This window comes from Mycobacterium sp. 852014-52450_SCH5900713 (genome assembly GCF_001667075.1).
Taxonomy (GTDB): Bacteria; Actinomycetota; Actinomycetes; order Mycobacteriales; family Mycobacteriaceae; genus Mycobacterium.
Genome location: NZ_LZIL01000033.1, coordinates 69,257 through 96,135, shown reverse-complemented (window position 1 = coordinate 96,135; position 26,879 = coordinate 69,257). Strand labels below are relative to the sequence as shown.

Annotated in this window: 26 protein-coding genes and 3 tRNA genes; 19 read left to right on the top strand and 10 right to left on the bottom strand. The window is 68.1% G+C overall.

Annotated features, from left to right (window positions below; translation table 11 throughout):
* Window positions 1-49 precede the first annotated feature (49 nt).
* Both A5773_RS08880 and A5773_RS08875 read left to right on the top strand, forming a co-directional pair.
* On the top strand, window positions 50-1,168 hold the full coding sequence (locus A5773_RS08880; protein WP_067790547.1) for a DUF2235 domain-containing protein: 1,119 nt from the start codon (window positions 50-52) through the stop codon (window positions 1,166-1,168).
* A gap of 12 nt (window positions 1,169-1,180) precedes the next feature.
* Window positions 1,181-1,741 (top strand): phospholipase D-like domain-containing protein, encoded by a 561-nt coding sequence (locus A5773_RS08875; protein WP_066952038.1) that lies wholly within the window; start codon window positions 1,181-1,183, stop codon window positions 1,739-1,741.
* Here A5773_RS08875 and recD read toward each other — a convergent pair.
* From recD to recC, 3 genes are read right to left on the bottom strand one after another with little or no spacing between them, the layout of a single operon-like run.
* Window positions 1,738-3,435 carry an exodeoxyribonuclease V subunit alpha gene (recD, locus tag A5773_RS08870; RefSeq protein ID WP_066952060.1) on the bottom strand — a complete coding sequence of 566 codons (1,698 nt, stop codon included), beginning with the start codon at window positions 3,433-3,435 and terminating at the stop codon, window positions 1,738-1,740. The two genes, A5773_RS08875 and recD, sit on opposite strands and share 4 nt — an antisense overlap.
* Window positions 3,436-3,461: 26 nt before the next feature.
* The gene (gene recB / locus A5773_RS08865) at window positions 3,462-6,761 is read right to left on the bottom strand and encodes an exodeoxyribonuclease V subunit beta (RefSeq protein ID WP_067790559.1); all 3,300 of its coding nucleotides are present in this window, start codon (window positions 6,759-6,761) and stop codon (window positions 3,462-3,464) included.
* A 13-nt stretch (window positions 6,762-6,774) separates the two neighbouring features.
* Window positions 6,775-10,074, bottom strand: a complete 3,300-nt coding sequence (gene recC / locus A5773_RS08860; protein ID WP_067790544.1) for an exodeoxyribonuclease V subunit gamma — start codon at window positions 10,072-10,074, stop codon at window positions 6,775-6,777.
* Between the two features lie 156 nt (window positions 10,075-10,230).
* Between recC and A5773_RS08855 the strand changes: the two genes are divergently transcribed.
* A complete protein-coding gene (locus tag A5773_RS08855) occupies window positions 10,231-11,064 on the top strand; it encodes a lysophospholipid acyltransferase family protein (RefSeq protein WP_067790540.1) in 834 nt (277 codons plus the stop codon).
* Window positions 11,064-11,498, top strand: coding sequence for an SRPBCC family protein (locus A5773_RS08850; protein ID WP_066952035.1), 435 nt, complete (start codon window positions 11,064-11,066; stop codon window positions 11,496-11,498). The genes A5773_RS08855 and A5773_RS08850 overlap by 1 nt, the downstream gene beginning before the upstream one ends.
* A 7-nt stretch (window positions 11,499-11,505) precedes the next feature.
* Here A5773_RS08850 and A5773_RS08845 read toward each other — a convergent pair whose 3' ends face one another.
* On the bottom strand, window positions 11,506-12,372 hold the full coding sequence (locus A5773_RS08845; RefSeq protein WP_066952033.1) for a cyclopropane mycolic acid synthase family methyltransferase: 867 nt from the start codon (window positions 12,370-12,372) through the stop codon (window positions 11,506-11,508).
* Window positions 12,373-12,550: 178 nt separating this feature from the next.
* Here A5773_RS08845 and A5773_RS08840 point away from each other — a divergent pair, with 178 nt between their 5' ends.
* The 4 genes from A5773_RS08840 to A5773_RS08825 are packed head-to-tail and all read left to right on the top strand — an operon-like array spanning window position 12,551 to window position 15,346.
* Entirely contained in the window at window positions 12,551-13,066 is a 516-nt protein-coding gene (locus tag A5773_RS08840) for a nitroreductase family protein (RefSeq protein ID WP_067790537.1), read from the top strand.
* Between the two features lie 24 nt (window positions 13,067-13,090).
* Window positions 13,091-13,840, top strand: a complete 750-nt coding sequence (locus A5773_RS08835; protein ID WP_066952031.1) for a class I SAM-dependent methyltransferase — start codon at window positions 13,091-13,093, stop codon at window positions 13,838-13,840.
* Window positions 13,841-13,881: 41 nt separating this feature from the next.
* Window positions 13,882-14,349 (top strand): cyanase, encoded by a 468-nt coding sequence (gene cynS, locus A5773_RS08830; protein ID WP_067790534.1) that lies wholly within the window; start codon window positions 13,882-13,884, stop codon window positions 14,347-14,349.
* Window position 14,350: 1 nt separating this feature from the next.
* Window positions 14,351-15,346, top strand: coding sequence for a patatin-like phospholipase family protein (locus tag A5773_RS08825; protein ID WP_067790531.1), 996 nt, complete (start codon window positions 14,351-14,353; stop codon window positions 15,344-15,346).
* Window positions 15,347-15,451: 105 nt separating this feature from the next.
* On the opposite strand, the gene A5773_RS08820 is transcribed toward A5773_RS08825, so the two are convergent.
* From A5773_RS08820 to A5773_RS08800, 5 genes are all read right to left on the bottom strand, one after another.
* Entirely contained in the window at window positions 15,452-15,931 is a 480-nt protein-coding gene (locus tag A5773_RS08820) for a hypothetical protein (protein WP_067790528.1), read from the bottom strand.
* On the bottom strand, window positions 15,928-18,381 hold the full coding sequence (locus tag A5773_RS08815; RefSeq protein ID WP_067790525.1) for a molybdopterin oxidoreductase family protein: 2,454 nt from the start codon (window positions 18,379-18,381) through the stop codon (window positions 15,928-15,930). The genes A5773_RS08820 and A5773_RS08815 overlap by 4 nt, the downstream gene beginning before the upstream one ends.
* A gap of 51 nt (window positions 18,382-18,432) precedes the next feature.
* A complete protein-coding gene (locus A5773_RS08810; RefSeq protein ID WP_067790522.1) occupies window positions 18,433-19,128 on the bottom strand; it encodes a crotonase/enoyl-CoA hydratase family protein in 696 nt (231 codons plus the stop codon).
* 20 nt (window positions 19,129-19,148) lie between these two features.
* Window positions 19,149-19,982, bottom strand: a complete 834-nt coding sequence (locus A5773_RS08805; RefSeq protein ID WP_067790519.1) for a hypothetical protein — start codon at window positions 19,980-19,982, stop codon at window positions 19,149-19,151.
* Window positions 19,983-20,051: 69 nt separating this feature from the next.
* The gene (locus tag A5773_RS08800; RefSeq protein ID WP_067790516.1) at window positions 20,052-20,765 is read right to left on the bottom strand and encodes an MBL fold metallo-hydrolase; all 714 of its coding nucleotides are present in this window, start codon (window positions 20,763-20,765) and stop codon (window positions 20,052-20,054) included.
* Window positions 20,766-20,900: 135 nt separating this feature from the next.
* Here A5773_RS08800 and A5773_RS08795 point away from each other — a divergent pair.
* From A5773_RS08795 to rplA, 11 genes are all read left to right on the top strand, one after another.
* A tRNA-Thr gene (locus A5773_RS08795) sits at window positions 20,901-20,973 on the top strand.
* 52 nt (window positions 20,974-21,025) lie between these two features.
* Window positions 21,026-21,099, top strand: a tRNA-Met gene (locus tag A5773_RS08790).
* A gap of 43 nt (window positions 21,100-21,142) precedes the next feature.
* A complete protein-coding gene (gene rpmG, locus A5773_RS08785; protein ID WP_007167776.1) occupies window positions 21,143-21,310 on the top strand; it encodes a 50S ribosomal protein L33 in 168 nt (55 codons plus the stop codon).
* 49 nt (window positions 21,311-21,359) lie between these two features.
* On the top strand, window positions 21,360-21,839 hold the full coding sequence (gene hadA, locus A5773_RS08780; protein ID WP_067790513.1) for a (3R)-hydroxyacyl-ACP dehydratase subunit HadA: 480 nt from the start codon (window positions 21,360-21,362) through the stop codon (window positions 21,837-21,839).
* Window positions 21,826-22,254, top strand: coding sequence for a (3R)-hydroxyacyl-ACP dehydratase subunit HadB (hadB, locus tag A5773_RS08775; RefSeq protein WP_067211706.1), 429 nt, complete (start codon window positions 21,826-21,828; stop codon window positions 22,252-22,254). The genes hadA and hadB overlap by 14 nt, the downstream gene beginning before the upstream one ends.
* A 13-nt stretch (window positions 22,255-22,267) precedes the next feature.
* Window positions 22,268-22,768 carry a (3R)-hydroxyacyl-ACP dehydratase subunit HadC gene (gene hadC, locus A5773_RS08770; protein WP_066952012.1) on the top strand — a complete coding sequence of 167 codons (501 nt, stop codon included), beginning with the start codon at window positions 22,268-22,270 and terminating at the stop codon, window positions 22,766-22,768.
* Window positions 22,769-22,913: 145 nt separating this feature from the next.
* Window positions 22,914-22,986 (top strand) — tRNA-Trp (locus tag A5773_RS08765).
* Window positions 22,987-23,133: 147 nt separating this feature from the next.
* Entirely contained in the window at window positions 23,134-23,589 is a 456-nt protein-coding gene (secE, locus tag A5773_RS08760; protein WP_066952009.1) for a preprotein translocase subunit SecE, read from the top strand.
* A 27-nt stretch (window positions 23,590-23,616) separates the two neighbouring features.
* Window positions 23,617-24,399 carry a transcription termination/antitermination protein NusG gene (gene nusG, locus A5773_RS08755; RefSeq protein WP_066952007.1) on the top strand — a complete coding sequence of 261 codons (783 nt, stop codon included), beginning with the start codon at window positions 23,617-23,619 and terminating at the stop codon, window positions 24,397-24,399.
* Window positions 24,400-24,443: 44 nt separating this feature from the next.
* Complete coding sequence (gene rplK, locus A5773_RS08750; protein WP_066952006.1) at window positions 24,444-24,872, top strand: 50S ribosomal protein L11; 429 nt, start codon at window positions 24,444-24,446, stop codon at window positions 24,870-24,872.
* A gap of 74 nt (window positions 24,873-24,946) precedes the next feature.
* Window positions 24,947-25,654 carry a 50S ribosomal protein L1 gene (gene rplA, locus A5773_RS08745; RefSeq protein WP_066951999.1) on the top strand — a complete coding sequence of 236 codons (708 nt, stop codon included), beginning with the start codon at window positions 24,947-24,949 and terminating at the stop codon, window positions 25,652-25,654.
* A 3-nt stretch (window positions 25,655-25,657) separates the two neighbouring features.
* Here rplA and A5773_RS08740 read toward each other — a convergent pair whose 3' ends face one another.
* Entirely contained in the window at window positions 25,658-26,878 is a 1,221-nt protein-coding gene (locus A5773_RS08740; protein ID WP_067790511.1) for an RNA polymerase sigma factor, read from the bottom strand.
* Window position 26,879: the final 1 nt, after the last annotated feature.

Below are 26,879 nucleotides of genomic sequence, written 5' to 3'. Positions count from 1 at the left end.
TAGAGTGCTACGCATCAGGGAGTTGAATACCTGTGAGAGGCCTTCCTCGATGCCCGAGCACCCTGAACCACCGCGGGGCAAGCGGATCGTCGTCTGCCTCGACGGCACCGCCAACCAAATCGGAGCCGGGAATCTCACCAACGTCGCCAAGCTCTTCGAGATGCTGGAGAAGGACGATCCGGCCGGCCAGCTCGCCTACTACGACCCCGGCGTCGGCACCCTGGCGCCGGCATCGGCGCATTCTTCGCTGTCGCGCGCCAAGGACTTACTGTTCGAGCAGGCATTCGGCCTGGGGCTGAAAGGCAATGTCGCACAGGCCTACCGCTACGTGATGCAGCATTGGCGCCCGGGCGACGCGCTCTACATCTTCGGATTCAGCCGCGGCGCCTACACCGCGCGTGCGTTGGCCGGCATGCTGCTGCGGCCGGGTTTGATGCGGCCCGGCTCGGAGAACCTGCTGCCCTATGCGGTCGAAAAGTACGCCATCAATCGGTATTTCACTCAGGACGAGTATGCCCACTGGGCCGAGTTCGCCCGCGCATTCTGCTGGCGCACCGAGGGCGAGCCGTTGTTTTCCACTGTTCGGCAGAACAGCCCGAATCAGGTGTGGCATCACGCGGTGCCGGTGGCGTATCTCGGCCTGTGGGACACCGTCAAGGCGGCCGGTTTCCTGAGGTTGGGTAACCTGCGCTGGCCCTACACTCGCTCGCTGCCCAACGTGGCGCGCATTCGCCACGCTGTCTCGATCGACGAACGTCGCCGCCCCTACCGGGAGTACCTCGTCGAGCGCCATCCGCAGGGACTTCAGGAACGCTGGTTCGCCGGCGTGCACGCCGATGTCGGCGGCACGTTCATGCCCGATCACCGGCTTGCCACGATCGCGTTGAAGTGGGTCACCGACGGGATCGTCGGCGAACTGGCGATCGACGCGGCGGCCTACCGGCAGCAGTGCGCGGTGACCGAAGACTTCGCGGACGCGCCGATCCACGACAACGGCAAATTGTGGTACCTCCTCGGTCGCCGGCGGAGGCCGATGGGCCCCGACGCGCTGGTGCACCCGAGCGTCCTTGTGCGCCGTCGCGACAACCCGGGCTACCTACCGAATCTGACCGACGAAGCGCAACGGCTCAGCGCCGACCCGGCCGACTGGACCTCCCCCGCGTTGTAAAGGAGAAACGCCATGGCGCTCAGTTCGCTGACCACTCTCGACCAGTACAAAGCCGCGCCGTTTCCGCCCGGCTATCCCGACAACACGCGAACGTTCTACAGCCCGGTCGACCGTGTGCATGAGGCGCTCAAGGATTTGTTGACGTCGGCCGACAAGAGCATCGTGGTCGCGATGTACGGCTACGATGACACCGAACTGAATTCGGTGCTGCAGTCGTCGCTGAACGACGAAAAGATCTATGTGCAAATGAGTCTCGACTCCACTCAAGCCGCGGGCAAGTCCGAGCGTGCTCTGCTTGCCCCGTGGCTCAACGACAAGACCGGCAACAGCATCGCGATCGGTCACAGCGAGAAGTCGGCGATCATGCACCTGAAGATGGTGATCATCGACGGCGTCGACGTCATCACCGGTTCGACCAACTGGTCCACCGGCGGAGAGTCCAAGCAGGACAACCAGCTCACCGTGATCCGGGACCCGTACGTGTGCGCGGAAGCCCGGTCGCGGATCGACATCATTCACGACGGCATGCTCAAGCAGATGGCGGCCAAGGCGCAATCCGGCGGCGCGCCCTAGGTGACATCGCCCTGACTTGAGGCGCGCAGCCGCTGTGCCAGTCCGGTCGCGCGCACGGCGCGGCGCTCGATGGCCGCGCGCACGGAATCCTCGGAACCTGCCACCCGGACCTTGGTCTTCGCCCGCGTCACGGCCGTGTAGAACAATTCGCGGGTCAGCAGCCGCGAATCCTCCGGCGGCATCAGCACCGTCACCTCGTCGGCCTGGCTGCCCTGGCTCTTGTGGATCGTCATCGCATGCATGGTCTCGATGTCGGTGAGCCGGCTGGTCGCGAAGCTCAGCGCCCCGCCGGCGCCGGCGATGACGGCCCGAAGCCCGTCGCTGCCGACAACGACCACCCCGGCATCCCCGTTATAGACCTTGAGCCCATAGTCGTTGGCGGTCACCAGGACTGGCCGACCGGCATACCACGGCGACGATATGGGCTGACCCGTCTCGTCGGCGAGCCAGCGCTCCACCTGCCGGTTCCAGTGCGACACCCCGTACGGCCCGTGCCGGTGCGCGCACAACAGCCGGTGCTCGTCGAGCGTCGCCAACGCCGCCCCGGTGGCGCCGAGCACCGCGGCCTCCCGCACCCTCAGCGCGTGCGGAACCAGGACCGCGCGCAGCCGGTCGGTCGGCCCGTCGGAGTCGACCCACTCGACGTGGTCGCCGCCGGCCCGCAGCAACTCCAGCACGCGGTCGGCATCGCCGACCCGGATCGCTTCGGCCAGCGCACCGATCGACTCGCCGAAGCGATGCGGCGTGCGCAGGGCCGCGACCCGCACGTCGTCGCGGGTGGCGAGCCCGTCCACCAGATCGGCCAGCACCGCGCCGGCTTCCACCGAGGCGAGCTGGTCGGGATCGCCCACCAGGATCAGCCGCGTATCGGGCCGTACCGCCTCCAGCAGGCGGGCCATCATCGTCAGCGACACCATCGACGTCTCGTCCACGACGATGACGTCGTGCGGCAGCCGGTTGCCGCGATTGTGCTTGAATCGCACCGACGTATCCGGCCGCGAGCCCAGCAGCCGATGCAGCGTCGTCGCCGGCAGGCCCATCAGGCGCGCCCGGTCCGCGGCGTCCAGCCGCTGCACCTCGGCGGCCACCGCCTCGGCGAGCCGCGCCGCCGCCTTGCCGGTCGGCGCGGCCAGCGCGATCCGGGGCCGCGGGCGGCCACCAAGCTCGGCCTGCCCGGCCAGCACGGCAAGCAGCCGCGCCACCGTGGTGGTCTTGCCGGTGCCCGGCCCGCCCGTCAGCACGGTAACCGCTTGCGAGACCGCGATTTCGGCGGCCGCGCGTTGCTCGTCATATCCGGGTGGAAAGAGCCGCTCGAGGGCGGACGCATCGCCTTTCGCCCGGGGAACGGAGAGCGCGAGCAGGTCGGCGCACACCTGCTCCTCCTCGAGCCAGTACCGGTCCAGGTACACCAGTTCCCCGAACAGTCGCAGCACCGGCGGAGAGCCGAGCAGCGGACTGCACCGCACGGCGGCCATCCACTCGTCGGCATCGGGCCAGGGCAGGTCCGCATCGCCGACTTGCGCGGCAACCGCCCGCAGGTCCACGCACACCGACCCGCCCCGCAGCGCGCGCACCAGCAGCGCGACCGCCAGGGCCACCCGCTCGTCGGGCTCGCCTGCGAGCGTCGTAAGCCGCCGCGCCACATGGACATCGGCGGCCTCGAAGACGCCGGCCTCGGTGTACGTGCGCAGCATGCCCTCGGCGGCGATCGTCTCCAGCGTCAAGCGACCGCCCTCCCGTCGAGCAGGTCCGACAATTCGGCTACCAACGACGACGGCGGCCGCCAGCTGAACACCCCCGCGGGGTGACCGTCGGCCACGGGTGTGGCCGCGCCGCACATCCCGCGCACGAAGAGGTAGAGGACCCCGCCCAGATGCCGGGCCGGGTCGTAGTCGGGCAGCCGCCACCGCAGGAACCGGTGCAGCACAACGCTGTACAGCAGCGCCTGCAGCGGGTAGTCCGAGTGCAGCATCGCCTCGACCAGCCGTGGCCGCTCGTAATCGGCGGACGTCAGCGGCCGGTCGGGATCGCCGAGCCAGTTGGTTTTGTAGTCGACCACCAGATAGCGGTGCGCCGCGCCGTCGGGCACGCGCAGCACGGCGTCGACGGAGCCGGTGAGATAGCCGCGCAACGGCTGATCACCAAGGGGGCGGCTGATCAACCGATCGGCATAGGACGCCAGCGCGTCGTCGGCCGGAAGGTGCGCGCGCAGTAGCGCGCCCATGTCCGCCAGACGGATCTCGGGCGAGGTCGAGCGTAGATCGCCGCCTACCAGCGGGAATTCGAAGTCCAACTCGCGCAACCGATCCCGGAGCCCGATCCGGCGCAGGGTCAGATCACCGGCCAGCGGACCCAACGGCGTGTCGTGCATGGGTACCATGGCCGCCGCCAGCACATCCGGGGGCACGTCGACCGGCCACCACACCGAGTGGCCGCGGATGTGCGACTCCAACTCGGCGGCCAGGTCGGTGGCCAACGGGTCGGTCGTCTCCAGCACGGCGTGCACCAGCGTGCCGAACTTCGCGCCCATCGGCAGGTCCGCCATCGGCGACGGCACTTCCGGCCCGGATACGGTCTGGGCCAACGGAATATCACCGGCTTCGTCGTCCAGTTCGGTGACCTCCGGCTCGCTGCTCACCCCGATCGACCCGAAGGTCTCCGCCACCCGGATCAGGCCGGAGTACGAGGTGCGTCGCCACCCCGTGTCGATGCCGCGGTGAAAGTGGCGGCTGTCCAGGCCGGACGGCACCGGCTCGGGCGGCACGGACGGCGCCGCGCCCACCACCGACCGCTCGATCACCGGACCGCCCGCCGCCTCCCATTCGCGCAATCGGGCCATCGCGTCGTCGTCGGAGATCTTGGCCGGTTCGCATCGGTCGGGTACGAAGGCCTCTCCCGGTCGGCGGCCGCGCAGGAGCCGCGACAGTCCGCCGTTGGGCTCGTCGAATGCCGGCGACCACCACGCCACGACCTGCGCCTGGGCGCGGGTCAGCGCGACATAGGTCAGCCGGCTGTCGTCGCTGGCGTCCTCCTGGCGGCCCAGCCTCTCGACGGTGTGGAAGTCCGGACTGTCCTTCCCGCCGATGTGCAGGCAGCGCACGCCCTCGTCATGGAAGAGCACCACATCGCGGTCCTGGGTATTGCGGTTGAACGCGAACGGCAGATACACGATCGGGTATTGCAGGCCCTTGCTCACGAAGACCGTCATGACCTGAACGGCTGCCGCGTCACTGTCCAGGCGCCGGTTGCGTTCGGGCGCGCCGCCACGTTCGTCGCGTCGCCTGCGCAGCCAGTCGCGGAGCGCGGGCAGGCTGGAGCGCTCCCGGTGCGCGACCTCCTGCAGCAACTGCGCGATGTGTGCCAGGTCGGTCATGTGGCGTTCGCCGCCGTGGGCGGACAGCACGCGATCGCCGACGCCCGACAGCTGCGCGGCCTCGAAGATGGCCGCAACGCCGCGTTCGCGCGCGTGACCGGCCCACTCCCGCAACGTTTCCGCGACCCGGTCGGTCAGGGCGTCACCGCCGGCCGCCAACGATTCCGCGGTCTCGCCGAAGAACATCGTCGCCGCCGCGGCGCGCACCATGCCGGGCCGGTGCGGTTGGTCGAACGCCTCCAGGAGGCAGAGCCAGTCCTCGGCGGCGTCCGAGGAGAACACGTCGGAGTCGCCCGTGTATACCGCCGGAACGCCCGCGTCGCAGAGCGCCTTGAAGCAGGCGGCGGCGTCCTTGTGTTTCTCCACGATCACGGCGATGTCGCGGGCCTGCAGCGGCTCGCTGTCGAACTTGGCGCCGCTCGCCAGCAATGCGCGGACGTCGGCCGCCAGGTCGGCGCCGATGTGCGCCCGCAACTCGTCGATGGGCAGGTTTTGAACCCCGCGACGGCCCAACGTTTCTCGTTGCACCACCCGCAACCGGAACGGGTCATTGCGCGGGGCTCCGGCGAGCCGGTGACCCCGGTGGTAGGCGTCGACGTCGTCCACCACGATCGCGGGGTCGCCGAGTTGGGCGCCGCGCAGCACCACCTGCAGCCGATCGATGAGGGCCGAGTCGCTGCGCCAATTGACGGCCAGCGTCTTCTTCTCACCCGCCGTCTCGGCCGCCCGCAGATACGTCGCGATGTCGCCGCCGCGAAACGCGTAGATGGCCTGCTTGGGATCGCCGATGAGGATCACCGTCGAGCGCCCGCTGAACGCGCGGTCGATCACCTGCCACTGCACCGGGTCGGTGTCCTGGAACTCGTCGACCATGACGATCGGCCAGCGGTGATGCATGCGGACCCGCGCGGGGGAGTCGTCGGTGGCCAGCGCATCGGCGAGCCGGCTCAGCAGGTCGTCGTAGTCGAGGACCCCCAGCCGCCGCTTGCGCGTGTCGAGTTCCGCGAGAACGTCTTTCGCGAAGGCTACGCACACGGCCGCCCGCGAGCCGGGCTCGGGGTCGCGCGGCCGCAACTGCGTCGAGGGATTCCTGACGACCTCGCGCGCCAGCCGGAGCGCCTCGCGGTAACCCAGCGCCGGATCGTCGCGCTCCTGTCCGAAGTGCGCGAGGTAGAGGTCGTCGACGATTTCCACGATCAGCTCGTCGAGGCTCTCCAGTAGCGTCACGTTCGCGGCGGTGTCGCCGGCTACGCCCAGCGACTTCAACACCAGCTGGCAGAACTGGTGCGTGGTGGCGATCGTCGCCGCGTCGAAGCGCGCCAGCGCGTCGCGGAGGCGCTGCGTGCGCGCCGCGCGCTGCTCGTCGGTGCCCTCCAGAAGATGAGCCACCAACTCATTGGCGCCGGCACCGTCGTCGAAAGCGGCCACCGCCTCGACCATTTGGCCGCGCACGCGCTCCCGCAGCTCCTGGCTGGCGGCCCGGCCGAACGTGATGAGCAACATCTGGTCCAGCGTCGCCACGCCCTCGGCGACGTAGCGGGTGACCAGGCCCGCCAGCGCGAACGTCTTGCCGGTGCCCGCGCTGGCCTGCAACACGGTGGTGGACCGATCGGCGGGCAGCGGCCCGAGCAGGTCGAACCGCTCGATCACCGGCCTCATCTCAAGGCTTCCTTTCGGCACGCAGCATCGGCAGCCAAACCCGGGCGGCGTACGCGCCCAGCCGGGTGTCTTCGCCGTCGTGCTCCTCACCCGGGCGCGGCGGCCCCATCAGTTCGGTCAGCCGCGCGTTCTTGCCCCACGCGCGCACGTGTGCGGGTGCGGAGTCCTCCGCGGGATACCGCTCGCTGGATTTCCACCGGTATTGCGCCTCGCGCAGCGGATCGTCGCCGCAGTGCCGGGCGGCCGCCCATGCATAGGATGTCTTGATGGGCAACGGAATCGGCTCCCGGCGCCCGGCGTCGTAGATCGTCACCAGCTCACGCAGCACCGCCAGGGCGTCCTCGTGTGGCCGCCCGAGACCCTCCACACGCGGGGTGGTGCCCCTCTTGAGGCGGCCGATGCACACCGCCGACCAGTCGCGGTCGGGGTCGTGAGCGATCAACGCCAGCAAGGGAATCCACGACTCGAGCAGATGCTTGCCGTCCAGCTTGGAGTAGGTCACCGACACCAGCCGCTCCGCGTACACCGGCGCCACCGTGCCCGTGAGCCGCCGTCCGGAGCCGAGATCGATGTCGACGTCGTACGCGCGGGCGTCGGCCCGCCGGTGCTGCTGCGCGGCGGCCGCCAGCAGGGCGGCCTGATCGCGAATCTCGGTTGCCCTGCGCCAGCCCAGTTGTCCCGGTGGCAGGGTCCCCCGCCGCCATTCGGCCTGCCGGGCGTCGTCCGGTGTCCACCCGCGCAGGATGTCGCTCAGCATCCGGTCGCCGACCGTCCACTCCTCGAGGCCGTCGAGGTCGACGGGCATGGCGTCCTGCACGCCATCGACATCCCGCGGCAGCGTGAACTCCAGGGCGCGGAAGAAGCCCTTGACCGGGTCCTTGAAGAAGCTCACGAGGTCGGCGAGGATGACGTCCTCGGCCGGCGGTGCCGGCAGCGGTCCCGAAATGAACTTGGGCGCTTCGCCGCGATCGCCCGCGGCGGCCCGCGCCGCCCGCAGCACGGTCGGGTCGAAGCTGAAGGGAACCTTCGGCACCAGCTTTCCCGGGATCACGTTGCGAACGTCGAAGGGCTGCAACGGATGCTCGACGACGATGCGCCCGCGAACCTTGCCCGTCTTCTCGCTCGACGCGGTCATGTCCAGGGTGTCCAGGAGCTCGGCCAGCGGCACCGCGGGCGGGCGCGGCTGGCCCGAGTACTCGTTGGCGCCGGTGTAGGTGATCACCAGCTTCTCGGTGGCCGCGCCGATGGCGTCCAGCAGCAATTGCCGGTCCTCCGAACGGATGTCACGTTCGCCGGTCATCGGGTCGCGGGCCAGCGCGTCGTCGCCGTCGACGACGCCGAGCCGTGGGAACACGCCGTCGTCGAGGCCCACCAGGCACACCACCCGGTGCGGCACCGAGCGCATCGGGACCATGGTGCAGACCGTCAGCGTGCCGCTGCGGAAGTTGGCCCGTGTCGGGCGCCCGGCGAGGCGCCCCTCGAGCAGTGCCCGGATGTCGGGCAGCCGCAGCATCGTGCCGGCGTGCGGTCCGGCGTCGGCCAGCGTCGAGGCGAACTCCCGGTGCATCTGACTGGTTTGCCACAGGTCCGAATCGTCGATGCGCGTCAGCAGCTCGATACCGTCGGCCAGCGCAGCCAACCAGTCGCGCAACGGCCGCGCGCCGGTGAGCGAGTCGACCGTATGTTGCAGCCGTTCCACGAATTCGGCGAACTGGCCGGCCAATTGGACGCGGTTGCTGCTGACATCGTCGAGGGGCAATGTCGCGTCCAGCCAGGCGTGCGAGTCGTCGGACATCGCGACGCCGGCCAGCACCCGGTCGATGCCGAAACGCCAAGTGTTGTGCACGAAGTCGACGTGGTACGGGCGCCGATGCTCCTGGTCGAACCCCCACCGGATGTTGGCCTGCCGGACCCAGCGGGTGATGGCCTCCAGGTCATCGTCGGTGAAATCGAAGCGGGCGCGCACGGGTGCCACCTCGGCGAAGTCGAGCACCTCGCTGGCCGTCACCCGGCTGCCGGCCAGCGCCAGCAACCGCGAGGCCACGCCGAGCAGCGGATTGGTCTGCAGCGGAGAGCGATCCGCGAGCCGCACCCGCAACCGATGCGCGGGATGCGCGCCGTGCACCACGTCGCCCAGCCCGAAATCGGCGACGATCAGCGGCGCGTACGTCTCGATGTCCGGGCACATCACCAGGATGTCGCGCGGCTCCAGCGTCGGGTCGTCCTGCAGCAGGCCGAGCAACACCTCGCGCAGCACGTCGACCTGGCGTGCCGGGCCGTGGCAGTTGTGTACCTGCACGGAGCGGTCATCGTCCGCGAGGTTACGCCCTCGCGGCCGAACGGCATTCGCGGCGATGTCGGACTGCAGCCAGCCGAGCAGCGTGTCGGGACGTTCCGGCGCGGGGAGATGCTCGTCGGTCTGCGGATCGGCGGGCAGGCCGCGCTGAAGTTCACGCAGGTCCCGCCCGAGCGTGGCCAGCAGCGGATGGCCCACGGTGCGATGGCCGGTGTCCGCGCGGCGGGGGATGGCACCCCGGGCGCCGGCCAGCGCGCGCCACGATTGGTCGCTGGGATGCGGCAGCCACAGGTGCAACTCGTGGTGGGCGGACAACGCGTCCAGCAGCTCCACGTCGGTGCACGCCAACCGGGTATGGCCGAACAGGGACAGCCGCGCCGGCAGGTCGGCCCGGCCTTCGCGCAACCCGGCGAGGGTCTTCTGGTGGCGGATGTGCGGGGGATCGGCGGGCACGGCGGCCACCAGTGCCCGCCAGAGCTCCGGTTGCCAGGCCAGGTCGGGGTCGATGCCACTCGGATCGCCCGCCAGCCAATCGGCCAGCAGGCTCGGACGTTGCCTGGCGTAGGAGGCGAACAGGCCGGCGAGCCGGCGCGCCACCGAATAGCGGCGGCCGCGGCGCAGCTCGGCCTCCGCCTCCGTCGGCGCGAAGTGGCCCAAATGCGTTGCCAGGGTGCGGCACCACGGCTGATCCAACGAGCGGTCGATCACCTGCAGCAGCGGCCAGGCCATCGCGTCCGGTGACCACGGATCCTCGTCCCCCGTGCCGGTGAGTTCGGCGATCAGGGAGCCGGGGCTACGGAATACCACTCCGGCGCACACGCCGTCACCGCCCCGGGCACGACCGAGCACATGCGAGAGCCGCTGGCTGAGCCAGCGCTCCACGCCGCGTGCGGGCACCAGCACCAGTTCTTCGGCGAACGGGTCGGTCTGCGGATTTGCCAGCAGGGCGCCGAGACCGTCGGCAAGGAGATCGGTGCGTTCGGCACGGTGGAGATGAAGCGCCATTGCGGTGCAACGATAGACCCCAGCACCGACACCGCGAGGCGGGACGGCCATCGAGGTCGCCTACGGCCGCGATCACCGGCGGTGGTGACCCATCGCCCGCCGCGATAGCGACGAAAGGCCCTGCACCGGCCGGCTCCGCTGTGCCAGGCTGAAACCATGGCCGGCGTCGCGGATGCCATCGGGTGGGTGGGTAGGCAGATCGGGGACCGCGTTCCCAAGGCGGACCTGGATCAGCGCGACCCGGACTTCATCCGAGACCAGCTGCCCGGCACCTGGCTGGTGGCGTCGCTGTATTTCCGGGCCGACGTTCGCAGGCTCGACCGCATCCCGGCGCACGGCCCGGTGCTGCTGGTCGGCAACCACAGCGGCGGCAACGTCCCGCCCGACACCTTCGTCTTCACCCTGGCGTTCTGCTCGTACTTCGGCGTGGAGCGCCCGTTCTATCAGCTCGCGCACAACCTGGTCACCCTCTACCCCCCGCTGCGCTGGTTGCGCAAATTCGGGACCGTGGCGGCCAGCCCCGAAAACGCCCGTCTCGCTTTGGAATCCGGCGCCGCCGTGCTGGTGTACCCGGGCGGCGACTACGAGGTATTCCGCCCGTCCTGGCAGCGACACGTCGTCGACTTCGGTGGCCGCAAAGGCTTCGCGCGGCTCGCCCGGGAAACCGGCGTGCCGATCGTTCCGGTGGCCAGCGTCGGCGGCCAGGAGACGGCATTCTTCCTCGGCCGCGCGCAGTGGCTGGCCAAACTGTTGCTGCTCGACAAGGTGGTCCGGCTCAAGAGTGTGCCGATCTCGCTGGCGCTGCCGTGGGGCCTCAACGTCAGCGACCTGCTCGGGCACATCCCGTTGCCCGCCAAGATCGTCATCGAGGTGCAGGAGCCGATCACGGTGCACGACGACGACCAGGCGGTGTACGACGCGGTGATCGCCAGCCTGCAGGCCGGTGTCGACCGGCTCGCCGCCGAACGCCGATTGCCGGTGATCGGCTGATGCGCGTCGAACGGCGGATCGTCGTCAATGCGGACCGCGACACCGTGTGGAAGGTGCTCAGCGACCCGGATCGCTACCCGTCGTTCCTGCCGCACCTGGAGCGCTGGGAGACCCTGACCGATGGCCCGGCGCGGGTGGGCGCCCGCTACACCGTGCTGTGGAAGATCGGCTCGATCCCCGTGGGCGGCATCGCCGAAGTGGTGGAGTTCGATGCGGCGCGGGATCTGGCCTGGATCAACATCACCGGCGTCACACAGCGGGGCCGGTTCCGGTTGCGCGACGCCGGGCCGGACCGAACCCGGGTGACATTTCGGCTCGCCTACAGCTCGGAGGGCGGGTTGCTCGGCCTGATCGCCGATCGGGTGGCGGCGTTCTGGGTCGGTCGTTCCCTGGACGAGAGCCTGAAAAACCTTCGGCGCCTTGTCGAGTCGTGACCCGCGCCTACTTGGCCAGGGTGAACTGATTGATATCGATGTAGCCGTCCCGGAAAGCCTTGGCGCAACCGGTCAGATACCTCATGTATCGCTGATACACCTCTTCGGACTGGATCGCGACAGCCTCGCTGTGGTGTGCCTCGAGCGCCGCGGCCCACAGATCGAGCGTCCGCGCGTAGTGCAGCTGCAGCGACTGCCTGCGGACCAGGTTGAAGCCCATCTTCGAGGCGTGGAACTCCACCATCTCGATCGGCGGCAACTGGCCGCCCGGGAAGATCTCGGTGGCGATGAAGTTGTTGAAGCTGGTCTGCTCCTCGGTCATCGGCAGGCCGCGTTCGAGGATCTGCTCCGGGGTGAACATGGTGATCGTGTGCAGCAGCATCACCCCGTCGTCGGGCAGCACCCGGAAGGCCGTCTGGAAGAAATCGTCGTACCGGTCGTACCCGAAGTGCTCGAAGGCGCCGATGGAGACGATCCGGTCGACGGGCTCGTCGAACTGTTCCCAGCCCTGCAGCAGCACCCGCCTGCTGTGGGTGGTGTTCATGGCGTCGAACATCTTCTGCACATGGGCGGCCTGGTGCTCGGACAGCGTCAAGCCGACGACGTCGACGTCGTATTTCTCGATCGCGCGGCGCATGGTGCCGCCCCAGCCGCAGCCCACGTCCAACAGCGTCATGCCGGGCCGCAGGCCGAGCTTGCCGAGTGCCAGGTCCATCTTGCGGAGCTGCGCCTCTTCGAGCGGGATATCTCGCATGCGATCGAAGTAGGCGCAGCTGTAGGTCATGGTGGGGTCGAGGAACAGCCGGAAGAAGTCGTCGGACAGGTCGTAGTGCGCCTGGACGTCCTCGAAGTGCGGCGTCAGGTTTTCCGTCATACCAGCTACGCGCCTTTCTGAATCCGGGGCCATTCAGCTGTACACGAGTGGGCTGCTCAGCTGGTTCACCCCTGGCTTCCCGCAATTGCCGGAATCAAACTTCGGCGCGCGTATGCGGGGAATTCCGATGAGGCTACCCCCGTTTACCGGGAGTCGGCTGGAAAACGAGGAGGAACAAATGGAGGCTTGGGACGCGATCCGCGCCCGGCGCAACGTCCGGCAGTACAAACCGGACGCGATTTCCGAAGACGACCTCAACCGCATCGCCGAGGCCGGGTGGCGCGCACCGTCGGCGAAGAACCGCCAGCCGTGGGACTTCGTGATCGTCACGGACCGGGCGCAACTGCAGGAACTGTCGACCGTCTGGCAGGGCGCGGGGCACATCGCCGCCGCGGCGGCGGCGATTGCCATCGTGGTGCCCGTGCCGCCCGACGAGCGCCGGGTGGTGACCGACAATTACGACGTCGGGCAGGCCACGATGGCGATGATGATCGCGGCCACGGACCTGGGAATCGGGACCGGGCATTCGTCGGTGGGGGACCAGGAGAAGGCGCGGGCTATCCTCGGTGTCCCCGAGGACCGGCTGGTGGCCTTCCTGCTCGGCGTCGGCTATCCCGCCGATCGCCCGCTCACCCCGATCCGCACACCGAACCGGCGGCCGTTCGACGAGGTCGTCCACCACGGTCGTTGGTGAGGAAGCGGTCTTAAGCTCTTCATCGTGGATGACCACCGGGGCGACTACGGAATCGACGGCTCGTTTCACACCGTCTCGGCGCGCTGGCAGGCGATGGGCATCGCCGCGCAGACCGCGGCCCTGGCCGGGTGGGCCGCTATCAACTGGGCGCGCGGCAAGCGGGTGAGGGCGGCGCTGGCAGCGATCTCGGCCGTCGGGATCGCTTCTGGCGCAGCGCTTTACACATACGCGACGCGGGTGGGCAAGTTCGTCGTGTGGGACCGGGTGCTGGGCGACCTCGGGCTGCGGGGTGACGAAACGGTGCTCGACCTCGGCTGCGGGCGGGGCGCGGTGCTGCTCGCCGCGGCCAAGCGGTTGCCAGGGGGCCGGGCGATCGGGGTCGATCTGTGGCACGCCGACCAGACTGACAACTCCCCGGACGCCACCTTGGCGAACGCGGCGCTGGAGCACGTCGCCGATCGCGTCGAGGTGCACACCGCCGACATGACCGCCCTGCCCCTGGCCGACGACAGCGTCGACGTAATCGTCAGCAACCTGGCCATCCACAACATCGCGACACACGCCGGCCGGCGCAAGGCTCTCGACGAAGCGGTCCGGGTGCTGCGCCCGGGTGGGCGGCTGGCCATCGCGGACCTGTGGGAGACGCGCCGGCATGCCGCGCACCTACGGGAACTGGGTTGGCGAAACGTGCGGCGCCGCAACCTCGGATGGCGCATGTACTACGGCGGCCCGTGGTTTTCCACCCGCCTGGTCACCGCGACGAAACCGGGGTGAGGACCGCCGGATCCGCACGGCGGCCGTCGCCGCCGGCGTGCATGCTTGGGGCCATGAACAGACACGAGATCACCGAGCAGATCGTCCTGGCCCGCCTGAGGCTCGGCCTGACGTGGCAGCAGCTGGCCGATGCCATCGACCGGCCGCCGGTATGGACCACCGCGGCGCTGCTCGGCCAACACCCCATTCCCGCTGAACTGGCAAGGATTCTCGCCGAGAAACTGAACTTGGACGAATCGGTGGTGCCCGTGCTGGCGGCACCACCCATGCGCGGCGGCCTGCCGACCGCCGTGCCGACCGACCCAACGATCTACCGCTTCTACGAGGCTTTGCAGGTTTACGGCGGCGCCATCAAGGAGCTGATCCACGAACAGTTCGGCGACGGCATCATGAGCGCGATCAACTTCAGCGTCGACCTGCAGAAGAAATCACACGCGTCCGGCGACCGCGTGGTGGTGACCCTGGACGGCAAATTCCTTCCATACCAGTGGATTTCGTCGGGTACCTGAAATGGCGGCCGAGGCGAAGCCGGTAGACCTCGTTCTCTCCGGCGGGGGCGTGAAGTTCATCGGCCTGGTCGGTGCGGTCGCCGCGCTCATGGATGCCGGGTACTCGGCCTATCGGGTGTCGGGTGTTTCGGCCGGATCGGTGGTCGCGGTGATCTCGGCGGCCGCGTCCAACGGGGATCAACTGACCAGTGGTCAGGTCAGGGAACTCGCGCTGTCGGTGCCGCTGCGCAGTTGGCGGGACGCGGGCCCGGTGCCCTTCGTCGGGTCCGCGTGGGGGCTGGTGCGAGACACGGCCATGTACCGCGGCGATTTCGCCCACGAGTGGATCCGCAGCGAGCTGAAGAACCTGGGGGTTGTCACGTTCGGTGATCTCGCGCTCCACGACGCCGACCTTCCTCCCGAACGGCGCTACAAGGTGGCGGTCACGGTCGCCGATGTCACCGCGGCGCAGCTGGTGCGACTGCCCTGGGACTATCAGCGGCTTTACGGGCTCGATCCCGACGAGCAGCCCGTCGCCGACGCCGTCCGCGCCTCGATGGCGATCCCGTTCTTCTACCCCCCGGTCAGGCTGACCGACACCATGGGGCTCACCTCCAACCTGGTCGACGGCGGGGTGCTGTCGAACTTCCCGGTCGACTCGCTGGACCGCACCGACGGCAAACCGCCGCGCTGGCCGACATTCGGGATCACGGTGATGCCCAAGCTCGCCGAGGGCGTGGAACAGGTGTTCCCCGCGTTGCGCCCGCTGCGTTTCCTCAAGCAGTCCGCGCTGCTGCAAAGCCTCTTCACCACCATGCTGGTCGGCCATGACCAGGCACAGCTGAGCCTGCCGTGGGTCAAATGTCGCACCATCGGAATCGCGTCCACCGACGTGAGCGTTCTCGACTTCGGTATTTCCAGGGCTCGCCTGGAAGAGCTCTGCGACAGGGGCTACGCGGCCGCGCAGGATTTTTTGTCGACCTGGGACTGGCCGGCGTATCTGGACCGGTTCCGATGAATCGTCGCGGAAGTGAAGTGACGGCACGTCGCGCACATGTCAGACTGGCGGCGAGGAGGCGAAGGGAACGCGGTGGCGGCTAGCAGCGGCCACCGCGTTCGCCATTCAGTTCATCAATACCTGTGGCGAAAGTTCCTTCAGCATCGCGTTGGCCCAGCGCATCTGGCGCAGCGTCTCGGGGTGGCAGCGCGACGCCAAGCTCAGCAGTTCGGAATCCTTGGCGGCCTGCGCGCCCTGGGCCAGCAACTCCCAATCCAGTGACACCCCCGCCGCCAGGCGGTGAATCCGCCGCAAGTCGGCGAGCAGCACCAGGCCCGGCTCCGGCCGATGCCGCAGGATGCCGCTCATCCGGGACTGAACGGCGCCGGTGATCGCGCGGGTGCGGGGCTCGGCGGACAGGTGCAGACCGTAGTGGCGGCCGTGCTCGGCCAGTTCGTTCAGGTGCTGTCGCGACCAGCCGGCCAGGTCTTGCGCCAGGTGATCGATGTCCTGGTCGCTGTGGTGCCGGGCGGCCACCAGGTTGAGCTTGTGGGCCAGTTTGCGTTCGGAGCGGTGCAGCTCGCGGATCGCCATTTTGAGCTTCATCGCCGCCCCCCGGTCGCCAGGACTTCGGTCACGGCGGCGGCCGCCCCGCCCGCCGTGGCGGGCACCGCCCCATTGACCGGCGCGGACGCCGTTGTGGTGGGCGCGTGCGCGGCGCCGTTTCTTTCGTCCTGGCCCGCTCGACTCTTCTGGATCCGAGCTGCCGCGGTCTTGTAGATCGGCTGCTTGGAAACAGGATCCCAATCGGTGAGGGTGAGTTCGTTGCCGGCCCGCTGGTGGGCCTTGCTGCCGCTGTCCCAATAGCCGTAATGGAAGGGCACGAACAGAACGCCGGCGCGGATGCCGCAGATGCGGGCGGCGCAGGTGACGCGGCCGCGCGGCGTGCTCACGTCCACAAGGTCGCCCTCACCGATGCCCAGACGCCGGGCGTCGGGTTCCGAGACCTCGACCCACACCTCGGGTGCCGCATCCTGAAGTTGCTGTACGCGAGCCGTTTTCGTGCGGGTGTGGAAGTGGTAGACGGTGCGGCCGGTGATCAACACGAACGGATACTCGGAGCTGGGCCGCTCGTGCGGGGGAAGGTATTCGGCCGCCTTGATGATGGCCTTGCCGAAGGGATTCATGGAGCGGCATTCATCCGGCTGCAACGGGGCGCCCGTGATCAGGTCTTTGCCGTACGCCTCGCAGTGGTCCGGTGCCGACCAGAACTCGGCGTCGGCGTAGAGCCGTTCGGTGCCGTCGGGATGCTCTGCGTTGCAAGGCCATTGGATGCCACTGCCGCCACGAAGCTTCTCATAACTCAGGCCGGTGTAGTCGCACGGCCGGCCCGCGGTGCATTCCTTCCACGCCTCGAACGCCGACTCGGGATCGGTCCACGGCGGGAACGGTTGGCCGTCCTTGTCACGGAAGTCCATCCGACGCGCATAGTCCAGGAAGATGTCGAGGTCCGAACGCGCGGAACCCGGTGGCTCCACGGCCTTTTCGGACAGGTGCACGGTGCGGTCCGCGTTGGTGAAGGCGCCGGTCTTCTCCCCCCACGCCGCGGCCGGCAACACCACGTCGGCCAGCGCGGCGGTCTCGGTCATGAAGATGTCCTGGACGATGAGGAACAACCGCTGCTGGGAGAAGATGTCACGGATTCGCGGCAACTCCGGCAGGGACACCGCGGGATTGGTGGCGGTGACCCACAACATCCGCAGGGTCCCCTCCTCGGCGAAGCGGAACATCTGCATGGCATGGGTCGGCGGGCCGTAGTGCGGAATCTGGATGGGCTCCAGGTTCCACAACTTCGCCAGCTCCTTGATGTGGGAGTCGTTGGACCAGTTGCGGAAGCCGGCCAGGTCCCCGTCCGCGCCGCATTCGCGGGTGTTCTCGGCGGTCGGCTGCCCGTTCATCTGCAGCACTCCGCAGCCGGGCTTGCCCAGCATGCCGCGCATCAAATGAATGTTGTTGACCTGCACGGCCGCCGCGGTCGCCTGGTGTGATTGATAGAAGCCCTGCAACACGGTGGACAGCAAGCGCTCGGCGGTGCCGAGTAGCCGCGCCGCCCGCCGGATGTCCTCGGCCGCCACCCCACAAATCTCGGCGACCCGCTCCGGCGGGAACTCCTCGGCCCGGCTGCGCAGCTCGCCGAAACCGACTGTGTGCGTGTCGATGTAGTCCCGGTCGATCCAGCCGTGGCCGATGATCTCGTGCAGCAGGCCGTTCATCAGCGCCACGTTGGTGCCGGGCAGCGGTGCGAGGTGAACGGTGGCGTGCCGGGCAACCGGCGTGAGCCGGGGGTCGACGCACACGATGGCCGGCGGCGAGTCGCCGGCCAGCCGGTCCAGCATCCTGGCCCACAGCACCGTTTGCGTCTCGGCGACGTTGTGGCCGAACAGCGCGATGACGTCGGCATGGTCGACGTCGGTGTAGGAACCCGGTTGTCCGTCGCAGCCGAACGATTCCTTGAGGGCCTCGGCCGCCGTCGCGGTGCACAGGCGGGTGTTGCCGTCGACGTGGTTGGTGCCGATCGCCCCGTGCGCGATGGCCCCCTGGGTGTAGTACGCCTCTAGGAACAACTGCCCGGAGGTGTAGAAGCCGATGGAACTGGGGCCGTAGTTGTCGAGCAGTCGCCTACTGCGAGCCACGATGTGGTCCATCGCGGTGTCCCAATCGCACGGCCTCAGTTCGCCGCCGACTCGAATCATCGGACTGGTCAACCGGTCTCGCGAGTTATTGGCCTGCCAGCCGAACAGGTCTTTGGGGTCGAGCCGGCCGTGGTTGACCCGGTCGACGGCGCGGCCGCGTACCCCCACGATCCGTCCGTCCTTGACGGCGATGTCCAGGCCGTCTCCGTTGGAATGCAACACGGCCGCCGACTGCACCCAGCGGTCCACCGACTCGGGTGTGACGCCGTCGGCCAGGTAAGTGTCGACGCGCTCGGGCCACCGCGTACCCGGTTCGTACGGTGTCCGCGTTCCCCAGGGCTCCGCGATCCGGTCTATTGTCACGCCGGGGGGCGTACCCGGCCGCCGGGGTCCAAAACGTGCTGGCCAGGCCGCCTACAGGCCGAACTCGGCCTCGATGCCGTCGATCCCGGCCCGAATGGCCTTCAGCGCGTCGGCGCGGGCACGCAATTTCGTTGCGGCGTGGGCGCGTTGGTGCAGACCGGCGAATTCACGCGCGGCCTCCTCGGCCCGGCTCACCACCATCTCCGGTAGCACGATCTCGTCGACGAAGCCGGCGGCCAGCGCCGTCTCACCGAAGAACGTCCTGGCGAGCCCGGCGGCTTGCTGGTACGCCGAGTGCGTCAGCCGCAGCTTCATGATCTCCAGCGCCGCGTACGGGATGACCATGCCGATCGCCACCTCGTTGGCCTGAATGTTGTAGGCGTGCGCGGCCACCCGGTGATCGCCGGACGACAGCAGGAACGCCCCCATCGCGATGGCGTGGCCGGTGCAGGCCATCACGACCGGCTTGGGATGCGACAGCAGCCGATAGGACAGCTCGAAGCCGCCGCGCAGCATGTCGATCGCCGGCTGCGCCTCGCCGGAGGTGAGGATCTTCAGGTCGAAGCCGCCGCTGAACACCCGGTCGTTGCCGGTAATCACCAGCGCCCCGGCGTTGTCCGCCTCGGCCCGGTCGATCGCCTCGCCCAACGCCTGCTGCATGGTCGGACCCAAGGCGTTGACCTTGCCGTCGTCCATCTTGATGACCGCGATGGAATCCTTGAGGCTGTAGTGGACCGGGCCGCTCATCGGTTGCTGGCTCCTTGCCGTCACGCGGGCTGACTGTGGTGTTTGCCCAGGTCGTCCTCGGCCTCGCCCCAGCGCAGGCTGACATCGGTGGGCTCGTCGAGCTGGCGGGTGCGCCATCTGTCCTGCGTTTCCCGCACCGCGCCGTTGATCCGTTCGATCTCGCTTCGGAACACCTCGGGACGGGTTTCCTTGCTCGCGTAGTGGAAGTACGTCAGCAGCCCGCGCAGCAGCTCCAGCTTCTGCTTCTCGCGCTTCGCCAGGTCGTGGGTCGTCATCAGCTCGATGCGCTGGACGGGCGGCAGGGAGTCCCAGTCCAGCACCACCTGGGTCTCCAGCGGAACGCGCTCGCGCTCGAAGAACCGTCGCCCGTGGGGGCGCTCCGGGCGGTCGAAGTAGCTGATGGTGCCGGTGAAGCGAGACTCGATGCCACTGCCGATCTCGGCGCGGTCGAGGGCCGAATCCCACACCATGCGCCATTCCTGGCCGGGGGCCAGCACCGGCAACTCGCGGGGGAGTCGCAGTTCGGCGACGTCGGCGTACCCGTCGGTGGCGTTCTCGTATTCGGCCACCGTCGGCGGATTCATGAACGAGAACGTGATGTCGTACGCCGCCGTCTGACCGAAGTTCCTGACCACCAGTTCGATGACGTGCCAGTCGGCGGGATGCGGTTCCATGAACATCGCGACTTGCGGCCGGGTCTGCTCGGCGACCAGGCGGCGGTTACGGGTGATCTGCCGGTTGGTGAAGATCAGGGTGACGACCGCGAGCGCGATCGCCGCCCATGCCGCCCACGCGATCCAGGTGCTGGACCCAACGTGCGTGATTCCGTGCCAGCCGTCCTGGATCCACCCCATGGAAGCCACCCTCCGCTTATATCACAGGCCGGTTGCCGGCCCGTCCCGATCGAGCGATCGCCGCCCGCCTCAGCCGCCCATCAGCATTCGCCACTGCGCCAGGTCCGCGGCGCGATACACGTAATTGGACCGTTTGACTTCCGACAACGATGCGCTCGGTTCCGCCGAATACCAATGCCCGGGAAAAACCGTCGGGTCGCCGGGCAGGGTCGCGAGTTGCTGCAGGCTGCGGTACATCTCGTCGGAGTCGCCGCCGGGAAAGTCGGTCCGGCCGCAGCCCTCCAGGAACAACGTGTCACCCGCCACGAGGCGACCATCGAGCAGGAAGCACTGGCTGCCGGGGGTGTGGCCGGGCGTGTGCAGCAACTCGATCTCAATGTCGCCGATGCTGACCTTGTCGTGATTCTCGTGGGCGGTGAGATCACCCACGCCGATCCCGGTAACTCGCGAAACCCATTGTGCTTCATGGGTATTGACATGCACCGGCACGGCTTTCCGTTCCAGCAGCTCGGCCAGGCCCTGCAGGGTGAAGCCCATCATCGATCCGCCCACGTGGTCGGGATGATGATGGGTCACCAGCACCCCCGACAGGTGCATGCCGTCGGCCTCGAGCGTGTCGAGCAGTTCGCCGGCCGCGTAGGCGGGGTCGACCACCACGCAATCGCCCGTTTCACGGTCGCCGATCAGGTAGGCGAAGTTGCGCATCTGGGTCGCGAACATGTCGCCGGCGGCGAAATCGCGCCCCGAGAGCAGTTGACGAAAGTACAGCCGGTCCGTTGACACGTGACCAGACTAGGGCGTGCCCGCGAAGGGTCCGCAGCGCAGGCGACCGCCGGGCCCAAAGCCCGTGGTTTGGTCCGGTTGCGCGCCAGGTTGTACCCTCTTTTAGGCCCACGGCACTGCCGATTCGGGTGAACGGCCCCCTTAGCTCAGTCGGTAGAGCGTTTCCATGGTAAGGAAAAGGTCAACGGTTCGATTCCGTTAGGGGGCTCGGCGGACGCCGAGCAGGCGTGGCGGCTTCAACCCCGAATGGGGTGGCCAGAGGCGATGTAGCTCAGTCGGTTAGAGCGAACGACTCATAATCGTTAGGTCGCCGGTTCGAGTCCGGCCATCGCTACAACACAACAATGCACTTTTGAGAGATTTGAGAGAGAACCGTCATGGCTTCCAGTACCGACGTGCGGCCGAAGATCACTTTGGCATGCGAGGTGTGCAAGCACCGCAACTACATCACCAAGAAGAACCGCCGGAACGACCCGGACCGGATGGAGCTGAAGAAGTTCTGCCCGAACTGCGGCAAGCACCAGGCGCATCGAGAGACGCGCTAGCGGCGACCCGCGAGTGATTATTGAGACCGACTAGGTAGATTTTAGAGCCGTGCCGTTAACCGAAGATATCGTCGGTATGCACTTCCGCTATCCCGACCATTATGTCGTGGAGCGGGAGAAGATCCGCGAGCACGCCGTCGCCGTGCAGAACGACGACGCCGCATTCCTCGAGGAGAAGGCGGCGGCCGAGCTCGGGTATGACGGGCTGCTGGCCCCGCTGACGTTCATCTGCGTGTTCGGCTACAAGGCGCAGACGGCGTTCTTCAAGTATGCGAACATCGCCGTGCAGGACGCGCAGATCGTTCAGGTCGACCAGGTGCTGAAGTTCAACGCGCCGATCGTGGCGGGTGACAAGCTGTACTGCGACGTCTACGTGGATTCGATGCGGGTGTCGCACGGCACCCAGATCATCGTGACCAAGAACATCATCACCAATGACGCCGGTGATGTCGTGCAGGAGACCTACACGACCCTGGCGGGTCGTGCGGGTGACGATGGAGAAGAGGGATTTTCTGATGCCACTGCGTGAGTTCAGCTCGGTGAAGGTGGGTGACCAGCTCCCCGAGCGGACCTACCCGCTGACCCGCCAGGATCTGGTGAACTACGCGGGCGTCTCGGGCGACCTGAACCCGATCCACTGGGACGACGAGATGGCCAAGGTCGTCGGGCTGGACACCGCGATCGCGCACGGCATGCTGACCATGGGCATCGGTGGCGGCTATGTCACCGCGTGGATCGGTGACCCCGGGGCGGTCACCGAGTACAACGTGCGGTTCACCGCGGTGGTGCCGGTGCCCAACGACGGCAAGGGCGCCGAGCTGGTCTTCAACGGCCGGGTGAAGTCGGTCGACCCGGAGACCAAGTCCGTGACCATCGCGCTGACGGCCACCACCGGCGGCAAGAAGATCTTCGGTAGGGCCATCGCGTCCGCGACCCTCGCGTAGGCCGGGCCTGTTAATGGCGTTAAAAACCGATATCCGCGGAATGATCTGGCGGTATCCGGACTACTTCGTCGTGGGCCGTGAACAGCTCCGCCAGTTCGCCTTGGCCGTCAAGGACCGCCACCCCGCCCACTACAGGGAGGACGCGGCCGCCGCACTCGGCCACGACGCGATCCTCGCGCCGCTGACCTTCGCGACCATCTTCGCCAAGCTGGTCCAGCTGGATTTCTTCCGGCACGTCGACATCGGCATGGAAACTCTGGTGATCGTGCAGGTCGATCAGCGGTTCGTGTTTGCCAAGCCGATCAAGGCCGGCGACAAGCTGTGGGCCCGGATGGACGTCATGTCGGTGGTCGAGCGGTTCGGCGCCGACATCGTGGTCACCAAGAACATCTGCATCAATGAGGATGGTGAGTTGGTCTTGGAGGCCTACACCACGCTGATGAGCCAGCACGCCGACCAGTCGGACAACCTGCGCTGGGACCCGGAGTCCGGGCAGGTCGTCAGAACGGCGTAATTAGTATCTGACTCGCGCGTCGATGTACACTCGGACCTCGGGGTTTTCCCAGCATCAGCGCGCTTTCCGTGAAGTCGAGCAATCGGAAGGCGCGCGTGTCATGTAAGCCCCGGTAGGTAAGCGCAGGTTGGCCTGCCAACCGCGAAGGGGCGTAGCTCAACTGGCAGAGCAGCGGTCTCCAAAACCGCAGGTTGCAGGTTCAAGTCCTGTCGCCCCTGCTGAACGCGACGTCCGGGGACGATGCGGGCCGGAACGGCCCGAGGAGGAGCCGGACAATAGAAAAGGCGTGCCATGGTGGACACTGGAATAGTGGCCGTCCACCACGGGACGGCCCGCGGGATACTAGCAAACTTAAGGAGCATGCGGTGAGCGACGAAGGCGACGCTGCCAACGACGCCACAAGCGACGGCGCTGACAGGGAGGACGACCGCGCAAACGGCGGTCGGACCGCTGTGGTGACGCGGCCGCAGCGCCCCACCGGCAAACGATCTCGGCAGCGGGCGGCCGACGCCGGCGAGGACGTCGACGTAGAGTCGGCGGACGAGGCCGAGGTTGCCAAAGAGGACAAGGCCACCAAGGGCGCCAAAGCCAAGAAGGCCAAGAAGCCGAAGAAGCCAGGGGACCGTTCGGCCAACCCGTTCGTGTTCGTCTTCAACTACCTCAAGCAGGTGGTTGCAGAGATGCGGAAGGTTATCTGGCCCAACCGCAAGCAGATGCTCACCTACACATCGGTGGTGCTGGCGTTCCTGGCTTTCATGGTGGCGCTGGTCGGCCTCGCGGACTTCGGCCTCACCAAGCTTGTGCTGCTGGTGTTCGGCTGAGCGAGAAGATAGAGAGGACTGAAAACCGTGACTACCTTCGACGGTGACACGTCCGCGGGTGAAGCGGTCGACGTAGAAGAGCGCGCCGAGGGCGCTGCGGAGGCCCCGGAAACGGAGGCTGAAGCGGCCCCGGAAACGGACGCTGAAACCTCGGCGGCCGAGGCTCCCGAGGAGTCGGCCGAAGAGGTCGACCCGGCGGCCGCGCTCAAGGCGGAACTGCGCCGCAAGCCCGGCGACTGGTACGTCATCCACTCCTACGCGGGATACGAGAACAAGGTCAAAGCCAATCTCGAGACCCGTGTGCAGAACCTGGACGTCGGCGACTACATCTTCCAGGTCGAGGTGCCCACCGAAGAGGTCACCGAGATCAAGAACGGTCAGCGCAAGCAGGTCAACCGCAAGGTGCTGCCCGGCTACATCCTGGTGCGCATGGATCTGACCGACGACTCGTGGGCCGCGGTGCGCAACACGCCGGGCGTCACCGGGTTCGTCGGGGCGACGTCGCGCCCGTCGGCCCTGACGCTCGACGACGTGGTCAAGTTCCTGCTGCCGCGGGGCGCGACCAAGAAGGCCGCCAAGGGCGCGGCCACCACCGCCGCGGCCGCCGAGGCGGGCGGGCTGGAGCGTCCGGCCATCGAGGTCGACTACGAGGTCGGCGAATCGGTGACGGTCATGGACGGGCCGTTCGCCACGCTGCCGGCGACCATCAGCGAGGTCAACGGCGAACAGCAGAAGCTCAAGGTGCTGGTGTCGATCTTCGGCCGCGAAACGCCGGTCGAATTGACGTTCAGCCAGGTCTCCAAGATTTAGCTCGGGCCGTTGCGCCCACCCCCAGGAAGGAACACCAACATCTCATGGCCCCGAAGAAGAAAGTCGTTGGGCTGATCAAGCTGCAGATCGTGGCGGGGCAGGCCAACCCTGCGCCGCCGGTCGGACCCGCGCTCGGCCAGCATGGCGTCAACATCATGGAGTTCTGCAAGGCCTACAACGCGGCCACGGAGAACCAGCGCGGCCAGGTCATCCCGGTGGAGATCACGGTCTACGAGGACCGCAGCTTCACCTTCGCCCTCAAGACGCCGCCCGCCGCCAAGCTGCTGCTCAAGGCCGCCGGCGTGGGCAAGGGCTCGGCCGAGCCGCACAAGACCAAGGTCGCCAAGGTCACCTGGGACCAGGTTCGTGAGATCGCCGAGACCAAGAAGACCGATCTCAACGCCAACGACATCGACGCCGCCGCCAAGATCATCGCCGGCACCGCCCGGTCGATGGGGATCACCGTCGAATAGTTTTCAACACCGACACCGTGGGAGGGCCAGCTTCGGCCCGCTAACCACGACCCAACACCCGATTGGATGAATCAATGAGCAAGAACAGCAAGGCATACCGCGCCGCCGCCGAGAAGGTGGACCGCAACAGCCTGTACAGCCCGCTCGAGGCGGCCAAGCTCGCCAAGGAGACCGCGTCGGCCAAGCAGGACGCGACGGTCGAGGTGGCGATCCGGCTCGGCGTCGACCCCCGCAAGGCGGACCAGATGGTCCGCGGCACGGTCAACCTGCCGCACGGCACCGGTAAGACCGCCCGCGTCGCGGTGTTCGCGGTCGGCGACAAAGCCGAACAGGCGCAGGCCGCCGGCGCCGACATCGTCGGCAGTGACGACCTGATCGAGAAGATCCAGGGCGGCTTCCTGGACTTCGACGCCGCCATCGCGACCCCCGACCAGATGGCCAAGGTCGGTCGCATCGCTCGCGTGCTGGGCCCGCGCGGCCTGATGCCGAACCCCAAGACGGGCACCGTGACCCCCGATGTCGCCAAGGCCGTCGCCGACATCAAGGGCGGCAAGATCAACTTCCGCATCGACAAGCAGGCCAACCTGCACTTCGTCATCGGCAAGGCGTCCTTCGACGAGAAGGCCCTCGCCGAGAACTACGGCGCCGCGCTCGACGAGGTGTTGCGGCTCAAGCCGTCCGCCTCGAAGGGCCGTTACCTGAAGAAGATCACCGTGTCGACGACCACGGGCCCGGGCATCCCGGTGGACCCGGCCGTCACCCGCAACTTCGCGGAGGCCTGAGCCCTACTGCCCGCCGCACTCCGCGATGCGGCGGCGCAGGAACTCGCGGCCCGGCTCGGAACCGTTGACTCGCAACGCTTCTCGGTACCAGGTGACGGCATCGCCCGGTCTGCCCGCACGCCTGAGCAGGTCGGCGCGCACCGTCGCGACCAGATTGGAGCGGCCGAGCCGGGGGTCGTGGGCCACCTCGTCCAGGGCCGCGAGGCCGGCGTCGGGTCCGTCGCGGAAGCCGACCGCCAGGGCGCGGTTGGCGCGCACGACCGGTGAGTCGGTCAGCGTCAGCAGCCGGTCGTAGGCCGCGCAGATGGTGGCCCAGTCGGTCCGGTCCCAGGACGGCGCCGTCGCGTGCAGCGCGGCGATCACCGCCTGTGGCAGGTAGGGGCCCGTCGAACCTTCAGCCCGGCGTAGCCGGTCCAGCCCCCGGGCGATTCGGCCGCGGTCCCACCGGCGACGGTCCTGCTCCTCGAGCGGCACCAGCATCCCGGCGTCGTCGACCCGGGTGGCGCGTCGCGAATCGTGCAGCAGCATCAGGGCCGCCAGCGCCTGGGCCTCGGGCTCCTGCGGCATCAGCGCGCACAGCTCGCCGGCCAGCCTGATCCCCTCGTCGCACAGCTCGTCGCGGATCGCCGAGGGGCCCGCGGTGGACCAATAGCCCTCGGTGAACACCGAGTAGACGCAGCCGAGCACGTGCGGGGTGCGTTCGGGCAGCAGCTCGGCGGGCGGCACCCGCAACGGGATGTTGGCATGCCGAATCTTGTTCTTGGCGCGCGTGATTCGCTGCCCGATCGCCACGTCGGTCTGCAGCAGCGCGCGGGCGATCTCGGGGACGGTCAGCCCGGATACCAGCCGCAGGGTGAGCGCCAGTTGGGATTGGCGGTCCAGGGCGGGGTGCGCGCAGGTGAACATCATCCGCAACTCGTCGTCACGAACGGGAGACGGGTCGGTGTGATCGGTGCGCGCCCGTATTTCGTCGATCACGGCCGCCAATTCCTTTCCGGGACGGACGGATTCGCGGCGCAGGCGGTCGCGCGCCCGGTTGCGGGCGACGGTCACCAGCCATCCGCCGGGATTGTCCGGCAGGTCATCGCGGTCCCAGGTGCGAAGCGCCTCGGCGCAGGCTTCCTGGACGGCGTCCTCCGCCACGGTGAGGTCGCCGGACCACCGCGCGAGCGCGGCGACCGCGGGTCCCCATTCCCGCCGGAAGACGCCGTCCAGGTCGGACACC